The sequence below is a fragment of the Desulfonema magnum genome (assembly GCF_017377395.1).
In the GTDB taxonomy this organism is placed as follows: Bacteria; Desulfobacterota; Desulfobacteria; order Desulfobacterales; family 4be13; genus Desulfonema_C; species Desulfonema_C magnum.
Genome location: NZ_CP061800.1, coordinates 357,416 through 372,105 on the forward strand (window position 1 = coordinate 357,416; position 14,690 = coordinate 372,105).

The 14,690-nt window shown below is 40.2% G+C and carries 12 protein-coding genes; 1 reads left to right on the forward strand and 11 read right to left on the reverse strand.

Annotation, left to right across the window (positions count from 1 at the left end):
• Nucleotides 1–149: 149 nt before the first annotated feature.
• From dnm_RS01445 to dnm_RS01455, 3 genes are all read right to left on the reverse strand, one after another.
• The gene (locus dnm_RS01445; RefSeq protein WP_207680948.1) at nucleotides 150–1,331 is read right to left on the reverse strand and encodes a hypothetical protein; all 1,182 of its coding nucleotides are present in this window, start codon (nucleotides 1,329–1,331) and stop codon (nucleotides 150–152) included.
• A gap of 616 nt (nucleotides 1,332–1,947) precedes the next feature.
• Nucleotides 1,948–2,202, reverse strand: coding sequence for a Txe/YoeB family addiction module toxin (locus tag dnm_RS01450; protein ID WP_246556162.1), 255 nt, complete (start codon nucleotides 2,200–2,202; stop codon nucleotides 1,948–1,950).
• Complete coding sequence (locus dnm_RS01455; protein ID WP_207680949.1) at nucleotides 2,196–2,435, reverse strand: type II toxin-antitoxin system Phd/YefM family antitoxin; 240 nt, start codon at nucleotides 2,433–2,435, stop codon at nucleotides 2,196–2,198. Before dnm_RS01455 ends, dnm_RS01450 begins: the two co-directional genes overlap by 7 nt.
• Before the next feature lie 152 nt (nucleotides 2,436–2,587).
• Between dnm_RS01455 and dnm_RS01460 the strand changes: the two genes are divergently transcribed.
• Nucleotides 2,588–3,157, forward strand: coding sequence for an antitoxin (locus dnm_RS01460; RefSeq protein ID WP_207680950.1), 570 nt, complete (start codon nucleotides 2,588–2,590; stop codon nucleotides 3,155–3,157).
• A 145-nt stretch (nucleotides 3,158–3,302) separates the two neighbouring features.
• On the opposite strand, the gene dnm_RS01465 is transcribed toward dnm_RS01460, so the two are convergent.
• From dnm_RS01465 to dnm_RS01500, 8 genes are all read right to left on the reverse strand, one after another.
• Complete coding sequence (locus dnm_RS01465; protein ID WP_207680951.1) at nucleotides 3,303–5,168, reverse strand: hypothetical protein; 1,866 nt, start codon at nucleotides 5,166–5,168, stop codon at nucleotides 3,303–3,305.
• Between the two features lie 1,716 nt (nucleotides 5,169–6,884).
• Entirely contained in the window at nucleotides 6,885–8,009 is a 1,125-nt protein-coding gene (locus dnm_RS01470; RefSeq protein WP_276571838.1) for a DegT/DnrJ/EryC1/StrS family aminotransferase, read from the reverse strand.
• Nucleotides 8,010–8,609: 600 nt separating this feature from the next.
• Nucleotides 8,610–9,641, reverse strand: coding sequence for a dTDP-glucose 4,6-dehydratase (locus dnm_RS01475; protein ID WP_207680953.1), 1,032 nt, complete (start codon nucleotides 9,639–9,641; stop codon nucleotides 8,610–8,612).
• Nucleotides 9,642–10,586, reverse strand: a complete 945-nt coding sequence (locus tag dnm_RS01480) for a glycosyltransferase family 2 protein (RefSeq protein WP_207680954.1) — start codon at nucleotides 10,584–10,586, stop codon at nucleotides 9,642–9,644.
• A gap of 14 nt (nucleotides 10,587–10,600) precedes the next feature.
• Entirely contained in the window at nucleotides 10,601–11,323 is a 723-nt protein-coding gene (locus dnm_RS01485; protein WP_207680955.1) for a WbqC family protein, read from the reverse strand.
• Between the two features lie 5 nt (nucleotides 11,324–11,328).
• Nucleotides 11,329–12,276, reverse strand: coding sequence for a class I SAM-dependent methyltransferase (locus dnm_RS01490; protein WP_207680956.1), 948 nt, complete (start codon nucleotides 12,274–12,276; stop codon nucleotides 11,329–11,331).
• A 583-nt stretch (nucleotides 12,277–12,859) separates the two neighbouring features.
• On the reverse strand, nucleotides 12,860–13,336 hold the full coding sequence (locus tag dnm_RS01495) for a hypothetical protein (protein ID WP_207680957.1): 477 nt from the start codon (nucleotides 13,334–13,336) through the stop codon (nucleotides 12,860–12,862).
• Nucleotides 13,333–14,244 (reverse strand): bifunctional UDP-sugar hydrolase/5'-nucleotidase, encoded by a 912-nt coding sequence (locus tag dnm_RS01500; protein WP_207680958.1) that lies wholly within the window; start codon nucleotides 14,242–14,244, stop codon nucleotides 13,333–13,335. The genes dnm_RS01495 and dnm_RS01500 overlap by 4 nt, the downstream gene beginning before the upstream one ends.
• Between the last annotated feature and the right edge of the window lie 446 nt (nucleotides 14,245–14,690).

The following is a 14,690-nucleotide window of genomic DNA, read 5'->3' on the forward strand; positions in this document are numbered from 1 at the left end:
CTGCGAAAGCAGGAATCCACAGCCCCGGGACTGTGACATCAGCCGGAAACGGATTCCTGCTTTCGCAGGAATGACAGGCTGTCCGGCGCAGGATTGGATCAAAAAACTTGATTATCAAGTATTAAGTATTAGGTGTTAGGTATTAGGTGTTAAGTGCCGGTATATTTTCTAATAGTGTTTATTCTAATTTGGTTTTTCCTTCTTAGTAACTGGTAATTATCCGGAAGCCCTTCAACCTGAACAGGCTCGAAATTTTCCATGAAATGCTGCCAGAGAAGGGAGTGTGTGTTTTGAAAACGCAGATCATCCCTGCCGTCAAGAGCTACATCCCCTAAGATTATCCAGTTGACCGCCTTGTCTTTGAGTTCTGAAATCATTTGACGCTGCCTGTCTTGTGTTTCTTTAAATAAAAAATAAGTATCCCATAAGGGAGATTTTCTTTGTAAAATAGGGTAGAATCCTGGCCAGTGAGGAGCTATCAGCAATCCCTCATCAGGGCGTGTCATTTTGGCATTTGTGTTTATTATACTGAGAATTAAATTCGCAGTGTGTTTATATACCAGAATATTGTCCCCATGTATATTTATCTTTTCAAATGATCCCTTTGGAGCGTTAAATTTTTTATAATATGGATTAGCCATTCCAACTGTGAAATATGACATAAAAAAAATAAAAATCACCAGCCCTGTACTCATAATTTTTTTACGAATATCTTTATTTATAAGCATAAAGGACAGAGATAGCAACCCAATTAAAAGCGGATGTATTCCCTGAGCAAGATGACTGATATCTGCCCTGGAAAAAATGTGGTGTACATAGGGAACACCAACAAAGACGGATGCTGTTATGAGCGATTTTTGCTTTAAAACATCAGACTTGGATTTTAGCAAATAAGCACTTGTCAGAATGTAGAAAACTGGCAGCGCTAAAAAAAACACGCCTGTTGAAATACATTTTATAGTTTCCGTGATATTTATAAAATCTGCTGTCCAGGGCCAGGGCACTGGCAAACTAAGGTTTGTGCTGTTACGCAGGATAAATCGTATGTTTTTTATAAAGCTTTTAAAGAAGTTCGGAACGAAGACAAACATGATTAACATGGGGGAATAGCCGATAAATATTCCTGTTCCCCATGCGCTGATTCGTCTGAAGAAATGAGTCCTTTCGATTTTCAGCCATATGAATAAGATTAACGAAAAAAATGACACAAATCCGTAAAAGCCGTGGTTGCGCCCAAAAAAAGCAGCCACGCCAACAAATATTCCTGCGATAAAATGCCTTTGAAATGATGGTTTTTCCATTAACAGAACAGCAACATAAACCGAGGCCATTGCAAAGGTGTGTTCAAAAATTTTATGACGGGGGTGCATCCACAGAAGCAATAAGGCTCCGGCAATAATCAGTACTCCCCATGAGTGAATTACCCGGCGCAGAGCCATCAGACCCAAGGTGAGGCCCAAAGTCTGAAAAATCGCCAGAGATGTTCTTAATGCCATAAGAGATGACCCAAATATCATGGAACATCCGGCAGTCCAATAGTAACGACCAGGATCATAGGAATGAAAATCGCTTAACGGAATATCTCCAAGAAGAGTTCGCCATGTTCCATACCAGAGGAACCCCTCATCTGCCAAATCTATCAGGATATTTCCCTGGAGGTAAAAAGAAAAAATCATTAATACGGAGGCTGATAAAAAAATTTTGATATTCGGGATAATGTTATGATTGATAAGCTTTTGTTTTAAAAATGTTATTAAGAAGTGCATGTAAAAAAATATAGAATTTTATTTCAGATGACTAAGACTTTTTTTGTGCTTTTTTGTGTTTAGGCCGATTTTTGACTTAATGGCAATAAGCCATAATCCAAGAACGATTGACAATATTAAGTTTATGATATCTACATGCGACCTGCTTTTTGGAAATGCTCCCATTGACAGACTCGTTTATTCATAGTGTGTCCATATACGAATTCATTTTCTTATTTTCAATTATTTGATAAACGAGACGGTGCTGAATGTTTATTCTTCGGGAATATGCACCAGCTAAATCACCGACAAGCTTTTCAAACGGGGGAGGTTTTTGATAAGGATCTTTGCCTATAATTTCCAACAATGCTTCTGCTTTTTTGCGAAGACCTGCCCGTGAAAGCTTTTTAGCATCTTTTTGAGCCTGTTTTGTGTAAATAATTTTCCACTTTACCATTCGATATTTTCTCTGCATTCTTCAATAGGAGTATCCAGACCTTCACGAATTGACTCTCGCATACCTGGTACGGACACCAGATATAAGGTTTCCTGTATTGATTCCCAATCATCCTGGGATATAAGTACCGCACTTGATTCTTTGCTTTTTATGATAACAGGTTTATGGGAAGATGAAACTTGATTTATCAAATCATGTAATTTGGGTTGTGCTTCGATAATGTTAATATTCATATGATTGTATCCTCCTATTCTGTCTTTACAGCCGATCTCTCGCTAACTCAGGTTTTTCACTCAATGTCTTGACATCTGTCATCAAATTACTTAATAACACATTTCACTATTTTTTTAAAGGATTAATTTGACAGATAAAAAAAGGAGAGCGTATGAATTTTTATCAGAGGTTGGGAATTTTTGGTTTGGTGATATTGGCGCTGGTTATTTTCGGCCATATCCGACAGTCGGGAACAGAGAAAAAGCTATCTGAAAAGCCGGTTATGAATGTGGAATCATCTGACGCATTGGAAAAAACAGAGAAGGCTTTGGAGAAAGCCGAGAAAAAAGCGTTGGAAAAGACAGAAACAAAATTATCTGAGCAGGTGGCAACAGGCTCAGAAGCAGAATTAAGAGACCGGGTGAACGCTTATTGGCAGCATAAAATAAAGGGAGAGTTTGCAGAAGCCTATCTTTATGAACATCCGAACTTTCGGAAGGGAGTGAATTTAACGAATTATGTTAAAGGATTTGTAGGCGGTATGGCTTGGCAGAAGGTTGATATTGAATCGGTATCCACAGAGAAAGAATCTGCCACTGTTCTGCTGAAAATTAATTATATTTTAGTTGGTATTTATACACCGAATGAGGGGCTTACCCGCAATATCAGAGATTACTGGCAATGGTCTGATGATCATTGGTATCACAGATTCAAGCCTTCTCGTAAAGATTCAAAGCAATGACTATCCTTTTCTGACCTTCTCTGCCAGTAAAATTAAAATCACTAAAATTTAAAAAGGCGAGCCAAAGGCCCGCCTTTATTGTTATTTGTGGTTCAGAAATTATATCTCTAAGACGAGATAAACTTCAATGTAGCCACGCATATTCTTATTTTTTATAATGCCATTCAGTCATGCTTGATCTTGTCACATAAGCACATCCGTCCTCATCCACAAGTCCGGTTCCGTATGTATGTGTGAAAATCGCCACACCTATCGGCGGTAATTCATACACAGAATCATCACCCGAATACCCATAAAAAGTATGAGGATTTGCAGCATTGAAGCCTATCTCCCGATCACCCTTGGTCAGGAAAAATCTGCCAATAGTAAAATGGCCTGAGGTATAATTGGTGTTCAAAAGCCAGTTGGCTTCATGGATACCAGTTCCCTCTTCTTCGCCAACTCTGACAATATTAACTTCGTGCAAAATGGTCTTGTCAGGAGTAGGATCAACCCAGTCAGGTGTCCAAGGAGAAGGGGGAGGATTTTCTACGTCAGTAGTAACAATAGCAGTTCCCGGATAATTCTGCTCCATATCCCATATCGTAACACCTGAAGGTTTTATAGGACCATTACTATAGCGAGAACTATATCTGCTTTTGATGTACTTCCGGTAGTCTATAACAGCTTGCCAGTAGTCCTCGATGCTGTCGTTCCCCGAAGCAATACTCCCACCATCCCAATATGGCCAGTCAGTAAAAAAGAAATGATAATGCTTGGTGGGGAATGTAAGGACAATATCGGTATTTAAAGTGGCACCATCAAAAGGCTCGCCCGTGAAATAGTGGTTCCAAATCGCACTTTTCTCCAATGCGGCTTCAACATCATCCAAACTCCAGATGTCATTAAATGTTGAATTGGCATTATATGGATCAACCGAATTCGCAGTGATGTCTTGGGCATTTGTTGTAAAGCCAACAGCGATATTGTCACCGTCCCGAAGACCTGCGCCGACTGTAGTTGCCCAGCTCTCATTAAGATAGTACGAAGGAACAGGCACTTGCTTAGAATCATAGTATGATGCATCATACCACCACATAGTACCAGCCGGATAAACAATAGCACCGCCGTCATAACCGTCTCTGTGAGCAGTACCGTCAGTTCTGAAATCCATCAATGCAACAGCACTTTCCAATTCATAGCGGCCAGTCTGAACATCACCCATCTCCAAAGCTCCGGCCAGAACATTTCCACAATCAAGTCCTTCACGGGTAGAATTATCGCTGCCTCTTTCAACACCTGTAATGACGATCTGATTTGGCCAATCAATTGCGGCGGTTTCCGGATTATTTACATCTGTTACTGCATAGAACAACGCATCAAGAACATCGTTAACATTGGTCTCTGAGTCACCAGACTTACCATAAACACTTCTGTTCACAACATATGACAGCGTATGGTTATCCTCGCTGTCAGGAGCTTTAGGATTCTCAAGTTGCCACAAGCCGATAGCTTCAATATATCCTGCTTGGAGTTCGCCTTGAAGATCTGTTGTAAAACCCTGATCTGACAGCCCTTTTGTAGCAAGCTTCTCAGTCCATGAGCTTTGTGAGGAAGAAATCAAACCAGAGTTACGTAATGTATGCACATCACTGCTTGTCAGTATGACATCGTTTTCAACGAACCCTTCATTTCGACTAGTTGTTCCCGCCTCAGTCGCTCTTATAACAGAAAAGTGAAAAACATCATACGGCGAAAGCAGAATAACATGGTCATAAACTTCTATGCATGCCCGCCATGTCCGAAAACGTAAATGAAGGGCTGTCCAGTTACCAGATGTATTTTCAATTACCACATAGTTCTGCCATCCATCTGTTCTTTCATCTGATACATCCCTGACATCATAGAGGGGGAACAAGAGTACATCACCGATGCCACCGGTTGCAATTTCGACCGCTGCTCCTGCCTGCCCGCAGATCAAAGGCAGACTCAATGTGATTGCTACCAATACGATCCAAAATTTTTTCATCATCTTTTTTTTCTCCTTTTACATTTTTGCAATTTTTCATTGCACCACTCAAACAAAAGACATCTTCTGTAGGAACATAAAAATAAATTATTCTGTTTTTACGCTCCCAACTTGCAGCCACTTCAAATTTAAATACAACTGTAAAATTTGAAGCGGATACCTTTCAATCTTTTTTCCTGCTTGATTGCACCCCCCCTTTCCTAATATCCTTGTTTGTTAATCTGGTAAGAGCTATCTGCCTTGTTTTTTTTTGCATATCTGACTCCATAAACGATTAAAAACTAAGCCTTTTCTTCAAAAAAACTTAGTTTTATTATTATCATATGCAAAAATAGGCATGATCTTCTCTGTATATCAACTCTGACAAACTTATTTTAATAATTTTTGCTTTTTAGTTTAAGTTTCAATAGAAGTCAAGTTTTTTTCAATAATTCAGAACATAAAAAATATCGTATCTAATAATATTAAGAGGTTAGATTTAAACGCACAAAAAACAAGGTTGAAGGTTATCAGAATGATGGTTTTGAAATATAGACAACATATTTAAATTTAAAAGGATTCTGAACCACGGATTCACACGGATTTCATGGATTGCACAGATTTCTTTTAATCTGCGAAATCTGTCTGATCTGCGTTAATCTGTGGTTCAAAAACCTCTGAACCACGGATTCACACGGATTTCATGGATTGCACCGATTTCTTTCAATCTGCGAAATCTGTCTGATCTGCATTAATCTGCGGTTCAAAAGCCTCTGAACCACTGATTCACACTGATTTCACTGATTGCACAGATTTCTTTTAATCTGCGAAATCTGTCCGATCTGCATTAATCTGCGGTTCAAAAATCTCTGAACCGCTGATTCGCACTGATTAAACAGATTGCACAGATTTCTTTCAATCTGCGAAATCTGTCTGACCTGCGTTAATCTGCGGTTCAAAAACCTCTGAACCACTGATTCACACTGATTTCACGGATTTCACGGATTTCTTTCAATCTGCGAAATCTGTCCGATCTGCATTAATCTGCGGTTCAAAAATCTCTGAACCGCTGATTCGCACTGATTAAACAGATTGCACGGATTTCTTTCAATCTGCGAAATCTGTCTGACCTGCGTTAATCTGCGGTTCAAAAACCTCTGAACCACTGATTCACACTGATTTCACGGATTTCACGGATTTCTTTCAATCTGCGAAATCTGTCTGACCTGCATTAATCTGCGGTTCAAAAGCCTCTGAACCACGGATTTATGATTGCACGGATTTCTTTTAATCTGCGAAATCTGTCTGATCTGCATTAATCTGCGGTTCAAAAACCTCTGAACCACTGATTCACACGGATTGCACTGATTACACTGATTTTTTTCAATCTGTGTAGTCCGTGTCATCTGTGTGAATCTGTTGTTCATATCTGATATTCATTCATTCCCTCTGTTCATCATAAATGAACATTTGGTTTATGTTTATTTTGCCAGACAGGGTTTGCAACCCCGTCCGGCAACAAAATTATCCCCTCCTGCGCCCGCCTTATTGACCGTTAATATTGTTCACGTTCAAAATTAAACTTTTATACATTCTGAATGGAGCGACGTATATCTGACATACGGCGGATGTGCAACTCTATTCTTCATAATAAACATTTTTACGGATTTCACTGATCAGACGGATTTTTTTCAATCAGTGAAATCCGTGTAATCTGCGTCAATCCGTGGTTCTGACAGCTTATCTTACCGACTTTTGCACAGCTTCAATGACCTTTCCAACAGCATCTTCCCCCATATTGGGATACAGAGGCAAAGAAATTGTTCGTTTTCCTATCATTTCAGCCACTGGAAAGCTTTCCTCCTTATAACCGAATGTTTTCCGATAATAAGTCAGAAGATGAACAGGACGGTAATTGACAGCCACACCGATTCCCTCTTCCTGAAGCGCATTTAAAATATCATCCCGTTTATCAGGATTTACCCATATGGTAAAAAGATGGCATGCATGTTTTGTTCCTGAAAGGGTTATGGGAAACTCAACACCGTCCATATCGCTGAACACGCTGACATATTTATTGAAAATTTCCTGCCTTTTCTTTAATTTGTTTTCCAACTCAGGAATCTGGGGCAAAAGCAGCGCCGCCTGAATATCAAACATATTCCCCTTATATCCCATGCAAACCATATCCCAATGACGATATTTTCCATTATAACGGTCGGCTGCTTCTTTGTTCATTCCATGAGAACGCAACAGTATTAATTTTTCCGCCAGTGACTCGTTATTGGTAGCGACGGCCCCTCCTTCGCCGGAAGTCATATTTTTGGTCGCATAGAAACTGAAACACGCGGCATCACTGAAACTTCCCGGGCGGATTCCATCTCGCTCGCCTTCAACACAATGGGCAGTGTCCTCGATAAGAAAAAGACCATGACGTCTGGCAATATCATTAATTTTTTTCATATCGCACAGATGCCCATAGAGATGAACCGCAATGATTGCCTTTGTCTTGGCAGTTATGGCGTTTTCAATGAGTTCGGCGTTGATATTGCCTGTGGTATCTTCCACATCTGCAAAAACAGGGACAGCGCCTGCCTCCAGAATAACATTGGCAGTAGCAATGAAGGTCATTGGCGTTGTGATAACTTCATCACCATGGCCAATCTCAAGGGCTTTCAGGCACAAAAAAAGGGCAGTTGTACAACTATATGTGCCAACGACCCTCTGACAGTTCAGATATTGAGCAAATTTTTCTTCAAATTTTCGGGTCAGAGGCCCGGCTGTCAGAAAGAGTCCCTCAAGGGCATGTGCCACGGATTGGCCCTCCGCAGATCCCAGACTATGACGGTAAAATTCAACTTTCATTTGGCTTTTAAAAGTGTTAGGTGTTAGGTGTTAGGTGTTAAGAAAGAACTGTAATACTTGGCATCCTTCATTTAGTAGTTTACACTTTCAGCTAAAATGAATTTTTTATGTTTTTTTTAATTCATGATAATTTTGATTATTTTTATAATATAAACAACCTATTACAAAAAAAACTACAAATTTTGTAGTTAATTTTAGCTAATCATGTTTGAAGTGTGTAAAAAACTACAAAATTTGTAGATTTTACAATATCTATTTGTAAATATTACTTTTATTTAGCTACAAAATTTGTAGATTGAAAAAAAATGGACTTTTTTTCAAATCACCAAAAGTGTAAAGTACTTTTGGGCAAATATGAAGGATGCCTAATACTTTCATTGTTTGTTGTGACTGGCAGCTCATGGGCGTTCATTATAAATTCAGCAGATCGAAAAGATTTTTAAACTGTTGTTTCAGATTGCAATTCTCCGGAATGCGAAAATGGAACGAAACGGAATAGTCTCAATATTCAAAATGTTCCGTTGCTGCGAAAATTCCGCTACGCTCCATTTCCGCACTCCCTTTGTCCCAAAAATTTTTCGATTTGCTGAAATTGGATTGTTAATACTCAGAAATTCCGTTTTTATTCAAAATGGACACTCGCCGCATAGAGAGCAATTTTTCCCACCATTGGCGGTTATTGGCATACCAATGTATGGTCTGCTCCAACCCTTCCTCAAAAGTTCTCCCTGGTTTTATTCCTAAAATCATTTCAGATTTTTTTGTCGAAGAAATATGATGCCGCACCTGGCCGGGACGTTCCTCCATAAAAGTGATCAGAGATTCCGGTTTTCCTGTCATCTCTAATACCATTTTAGCAATGGATAATATATCCAAATCAAAACCAGAGCCTAAGTTAAAGACATTTCCCTGAATCTTTTCCATATCCGCATGTAAAGCCCGGTCAATACGCTGGCAGGTATCCTCCACATAAAGCCAGTCCCGCCTTGCTTCCCCGGTTCCATGGATCGTGAGCGGTTCATTCAACAGAGCACTGGTAATAAAACGAGGGATCACTTTTTCCAAATGCTGATAAGGTCCGTATTGATTAAACGGACGCAGAATTACAACAGGAAGCTCATAAGTGCCCCAATAGCTGTAAACCAGACGATCAGCCCCGGTCTTAGCCGCTGCATAGGGGGTCATGGGATTAAGAGGATGTTCCTCAGTCATTGGCTCTGCAAGGGCAGTGCCATAGACTTCAGAAGTGGAAATATGAATAAACCGCTCAATTTGTTTTTTATTTTTTAAAACAGCACTAGCCACGGATTGTGTTCCGAGGACATCGGTTTCAAAAAATCTGCGGTCATCATGGATTGATCGTGAAACATGGGTTTCGGCCGCAAAGTGAATCACGATATCTGCCTGCCCCATCAGCTCCAAAACAAGCCCGACATTGCGGACATCTCCATGACAAAATTTAAAATCAGGGTTGTTTTTTACCTGATCAGAAAAATTATTGAGGCTGCCAGCGTAGGTCAGGGCATCCAGAACTATGATGTGATAGTTCCGGTATTTTTCAAACAGATAATTAACAAAATTGGTTCCGATAAAACCGGCACCGCCTGTGATCAGAATTCTTTTTTTTGACATCTACCAGATTTTCTTGATGATATAAAGAGGTTTGGGATCAATTTTTCTGTATATCTTTATGACAAAATCCCCCAGAATGCCCAAAATCAGAAGCTGCACACCAAAAACAAATCCGATTAAGGCAATGGCCTGCAATCTGTCCAAAGGATTCTGAATGATTCCAAAGGGGAACCTTAAAACAAGATACAATATTTCAACTAAAAAACTTATTCCGGAAAGACCGAATCCGATCATAGCCACCCGTTGAAAAAGGTGTTTGGAGAAATTGGTGACAAAGTCAAAAAAAAGATCAACCAGATTCAAAAAGCCATATTTGGACTGGCCTGTCAGGCGGCGGTCATATTTAACCTCTGTTTCTGCTATTCTGTCGGCCAGTTTGATTGCAAGAGGCTTAAAAAATCTTTGCATTTCACCATATTCCCGCATTGTCTCCGCTATTTCAGAACGCATGGCATTTAATGGACATCCGTAATCCTGTAATTTTTTTCCGATGATGCTCCCGATCATGGAATTGAGTACCAGTGAAGGAAATCTTCTGAGCAGGAAAGAATCACCCTTTCCCCGTCGAATACCGCTGACAAAATCATATCCCTGCTTCATTTTATCCATCATATCTGAGATATGCCGAGGGTCAATTTGGAGGTCAGCGTCAATGGTAATCAGCACTTTTCCCTCAGCCACTGAAAAACCCGCATTTAAAGCCGGATGCTGCCCAAAATTACGGTTCAGTTGAACAATCCGGATGTTAATAGCCGAGGTTTCCTTAATTTCTCTGAGTACTTGTAAGCTGTTGTCCTTGCTGCCATCATCCACAAAAATCAGTTCAAAGGAATAGGCAGTTTCAGACATGACCTCTTTCAGCCGGTTGTATAAAGCAGGAATACTTTCTTCTTCATTGTAAACAGGAATGATAATTGACAAATCTATTGAGTTTTCAGTTTTCAATTTTACAAAATTTCTTATCGGGTGGTGCCATTGGTGAGAATCGCCAGACTTTCATTTCCATGATTAAAAAGAAGATCCACGACAGAAAGATAGGGAATAAATCTTCCAAACCGCTGGTGATAAACAGGATGAGGGTAATTATGATATTCAAGGCAGATTCCCGCATCTTTTAAAATATCTTCTCTGACGTAGTTTTTACCCGCGGGGCCTTCCAAAAAATACCAGGCATTAAAGCGATTACAAAGATAACAGATTCTCTCCGTGGCATCTGGCCTGCCCCCGCACCACGAAAGATAATCCTGTTCAATTCCAGATTCAGACGAATATAAAACTTTAGTGCGAATTTTAAGCCAATCCAAGCAAGTGTCAATGATCTCCCGATTTAAGGGGGACAGTTTTGTCCAAGAATTTTTGTATAAATTATAAAAAAAATCAGCGTATTGATTAAAAAAAGGAGACTTGGAATAATTCATTTTAATGGCCTGCCAATGCTGTTCTGCCCATGGCATATCCGGAGCAATATCTATTTCATTGATTTTCTTCTTATGGCTGTTCTTCGACACAACCGGGACGGTCAGCCATTGGGCATTATCAGATGTCTTAATTTTGTTTCTGTTCCGCCAGTCTTTTTTGGTATATTGCAAATCATCGTAAATGATAAAAAGGTCACACTGAAAAATTTGATCAAAAAAACCCAGCCATGGGAGGTATGCAGTTTGAAGCGCCCCGATTTTCATTTGCATCACACCTTTTTTGCATATATCGAAAAAGAGATTGAAATATCTGTTTTGTCTTTACTGATCTGCTTTATGATATCCGCGGCATGAGTAATGGTTCCGTCAATGATCCGGTTAAAGAAATTTCCACGGTTTACCATGCCATCATTATAAATCCTGACTATTGAAAAGCCGGTGTCCTCTAAAAAACTGGCCAGAATTTCAGGGGTAAAGGCATAAAGATGAACAGGCGGATCAAGGACATTGTAAGGAACTCGCGGATCAGCAGTCTCTTTCCGTATTGTTCTTAACAGGCTTCGGAGCGCGTGGCAATCGAATTTTTTTAACCACCATAACCACTTGAAAAGGTTATGATTGGGAACTCTGATGGCAATGATACCGCCTTTTTTCAGTGAAGCATGGGCATTTCTCAGTACCTGTCTGGGGTCAGCAGCATGATGCAATACATACCAGGCGCTGATCACGTCAAAATAATTCGGCGGGTAAATATGTTTCTGAAAAGGACCGTATTTTATTCCGGTCAGTTTCAGATATTCGGTGGCGTATTTTACACCAGCTTCCGACAGATCACACCCATAAACTTCCCATCCCCTCTTTTGCATGAGGCTCAGAAAAAAACCAAATCCGCAACCGATATCCAGAATTCTGCCCTCTGGCTGATAGCGTTCTATCCTTTTAATGTCCGTGTGGAAAAGGCTGACCGTCACTTCTTTCCACCGGGAACTCGTTGCCGGGTGCAAATATTGCTGATAAAATTTTTTTATTTCATCATCCGTGGGACGGGGATTGACATAGACAAGACCGCACTTTTGGCATTCTGTAATTATCAGACCATTTTCTTTTGCTATGATCCTGTCATTTGAATGGCCGCAAAAATTACAGTTGACCGGCAACACATTTTGACATTGCCACTGTCGCTGTTCCAGAGGTTGATTTTGACGGAATTTTTTCATTAATCGCACTTATTTTTTTCAATCTGCGAAATGTGATCTGCGTTAATCTGTGGTTCAAACCTGAAAAGCTCCTGAACCACGGATTCAAACGAATTTCTCTGATTTCTCTGATTTTTTTTCAATCTGTGAAATCCGTGTCATCTGTGGTAATCTGTGGTTCAGACCTGATGAAAGCCTCTGAACCACGGATTCATACGGATTTCAGCGATTGCACGGATTTTTTTCAATCTGTGAAATCCGTTCAATCTGTGAAATCCGTTCAATCTGCGTCAATCTGTGGTTCAGACCTGTTGAAAGCCTCTGAACCACGGATTTATACGGATGACACGGATTTCACGGATTCTTTTCAATCTGTGGTTCAGACCTGATGACAGCCTCTGAACCACAGATTCACACGGATATCTCTGATTGCACGAATTCTTTTCAATCTGCGAAATCCGTGTCATCTGTGGTCATCTGTGGTTCAGACCTGATGACAGCCTCTGAACCACGGATTTATACAGATGACACGGATTTCACGGATTTTTTGAATCTGCGAAATCCGTGTCATCTGTGCTAATCCGTGGTTCAGACCCAATGAAAATTACTTTTTATTCCCAGATGGAAGCATCGGTTTGGCAGATGAAATATTCAGACACCACGCGCCATCTTCCCATACCCATTTTTCTTCTTTGGTAAAGGTAAATTCAATGCCCATCTGATCCGTTGTAAAGTCAACTTTGACAGTGGCTTCCTGACCAGGTTTTCTCATTTCCACTTCCTTAATGGAAAATGCTTTTATATTGATATGGGGTTTCTGAAGAAACTTATCCCGAGTCACTTTTTGTTGAAAATGCTTTACTGTCATATCATAAATGGTCCCCAACTCTTTGCTGACTCTCGCCTCCCATTCTGTCCGGACCCGTTGTCGCAAAGCTTCCTCAGTATTATTCTTTATGGCGGACACCGCAATCTGTGAAGATGTAACCGAATGTCGCAAAGCTTCCTTTTTTGTGCAGGCGGTAAACATCAAAAGAGCAACAAATACAACAAAAATTACACCTGTCGAACGATAATTCATTTTCTACCTCTAGCTTGCTGTTCTTTCATCAGCAGTTGATAATATTCATAGGGGGTTAATTTTAGCAATGCTCTTGCTTCTTCTTCCATTTTTTGTCTCTCTTCTTCTCGGACTTTCTTTTTAACATCATCGCCTGTTATTTTAAGAATTCGGGTATCAAACGGAACCATATCACCCAGCTTTAAGATTTTTGCTTCATTTTTAATAAGTTTACCGTTATCACCCAATGTCAGCCTGACAGATCCGAGATATCTGCCATGATAAACTGCGTCTAAAACAGGAACACCTTTCCTTTTTTCAGGAGATATTCGCTTTCGGGTCTGACCGGTTATCCCCAGATCAATGCCCTCTGTATTGTTCATCATCAGACGGGTCGCCTCAAATCCGCATTGAGAAAGCAGAATGACAATATCAGCTTGTTTTCTGACCTCGGGCACCAGACTTTTGACAGCCTCTTCAGGTGGAAGAATCTCCAACAGTTCTGTAATCCGTGTTTTGTCATTTACATCATCATTTTTTCTGAGCCTTCGCTGTTTTTGGCATGTGTCGGAAGTCATTGGCGGTCCGGATCTGTCAGAAGTCGGTTCCGGAGGCATGATTCCGAGTATGCCGACAGTGACATCTCCCACCTTTCTGATGGCATATTTTTTTCCAAAAGGAAGCCCGCTATCCTTGTAAACCAAATTTGAGGTAATCAGGGGAACACCAGCTTTTGAACTTGCCTCTTTTAAAAAATCAGTGCCAAGCCAGAGTTCATTCCATCCGGCATTCATGGCAGCGTAGCCCATGATGCCCATTGCTTCCAAACCGAGTTCAGCCATCCTTTTCCGACTCTGACCATGAAGTGGAAAAAGTCCTCCGCAATCTAACAGAAGTACTTCACCTTCCTTGTTTCTGGTCCAATTCATAACAGTTGAGCTTCGGGCCAGACCGCCCGAACTTTTTCCTCCTCAGCCGCGCATCGCTGTGATATGGCCCTCTATGTCACCCGTATAAAGTATGGTTATGTTTTTTTTAGCAAAACTGGCTAATGGCAATCCTATTGACAAAGCCATCGCCAAACAAATTGAAATAAAAAATTGTTTCAAGACAATTCTCCTATGTACTCATCAATTGTCAGTTGTCAGTTGCCGGTTGTCAGTTGTCAGACATCCCCATAAGTATCTAAAATCATTGTCTTAGAGTATTTCATATCCATTTTTTTATGCATCAATAATTTCAACATGTTATGAGAATTTACGACTGTCGAGATATGTAAATATTGTAGTCCTAAATGATTTATAAAAGTTTCTTTCTATATATAATTTTCCACAAATCATTTAGGGTTACAATATGTAAGCGTTTAAACGGCGTC

Excerpts from the sequence above, each read along its gene's own strand:
- dnm_RS01485 (WP_207680955.1), bottom strand. The coding sequence starts at position 11,323 with ATGAAAATCGGGGCGCTTCAAACTGCATACCTCCCATGGCTGGGTTTT.
- dnm_RS01450 (WP_246556162.1), bottom strand. The coding sequence starts at position 2,202 with ATGGTAAAGTGGAAAATTATTTACACAAAACAGGCTCAAAAAGATGCT.
- dnm_RS01465 (WP_207680951.1), bottom strand. The coding sequence starts at position 5,168 with ATGATGAAAAAATTTTGGATCGTATTGGTAGCAATCACATTGAGTCTG.
- dnm_RS01470 (WP_276571838.1), bottom strand. The coding sequence starts at position 8,009 with ATGAAAGTTGAATTTTACCGTCATAGTCTGGGATCTGCGGAGGGCCAA.
- dnm_RS01445 (WP_207680948.1), bottom strand. The coding sequence starts at position 1,331 with ATGGCCTCGGTTTATGTTGCTGTTCTGTTAATGGAAAAACCATCATTT.
- dnm_RS01475 (WP_207680953.1), bottom strand. The coding sequence starts at position 9,641 with ATGTCAAAAAAAAGAATTCTGATCACAGGCGGTGCCGGTTTTATCGGA.
- dnm_RS01500 (WP_207680958.1), bottom strand. The coding sequence starts at position 14,244 with ATGAATTGGACCAGAAACAAGGAAGGTGAAGTACTTCTGTTAGATTGC.
- dnm_RS01495 (WP_207680957.1), bottom strand. The coding sequence starts at position 13,336 with ATGAATTATCGTTCGACAGGTGTAATTTTTGTTGTATTTGTTGCTCTT.
- dnm_RS01455 (WP_207680949.1), bottom strand. The coding sequence starts at position 2,435 with ATGAATATTAACATTATCGAAGCACAACCCAAATTACATGATTTGATA.
- dnm_RS01460 (WP_207680950.1), top strand. The coding sequence starts at position 2,588 with ATGAATTTTTATCAGAGGTTGGGAATTTTTGGTTTGGTGATATTGGCG.
- dnm_RS01490 (WP_207680956.1), bottom strand. The coding sequence starts at position 12,276 with ATGAAAAAATTCCGTCAAAATCAACCTCTGGAACAGCGACAGTGGCAA.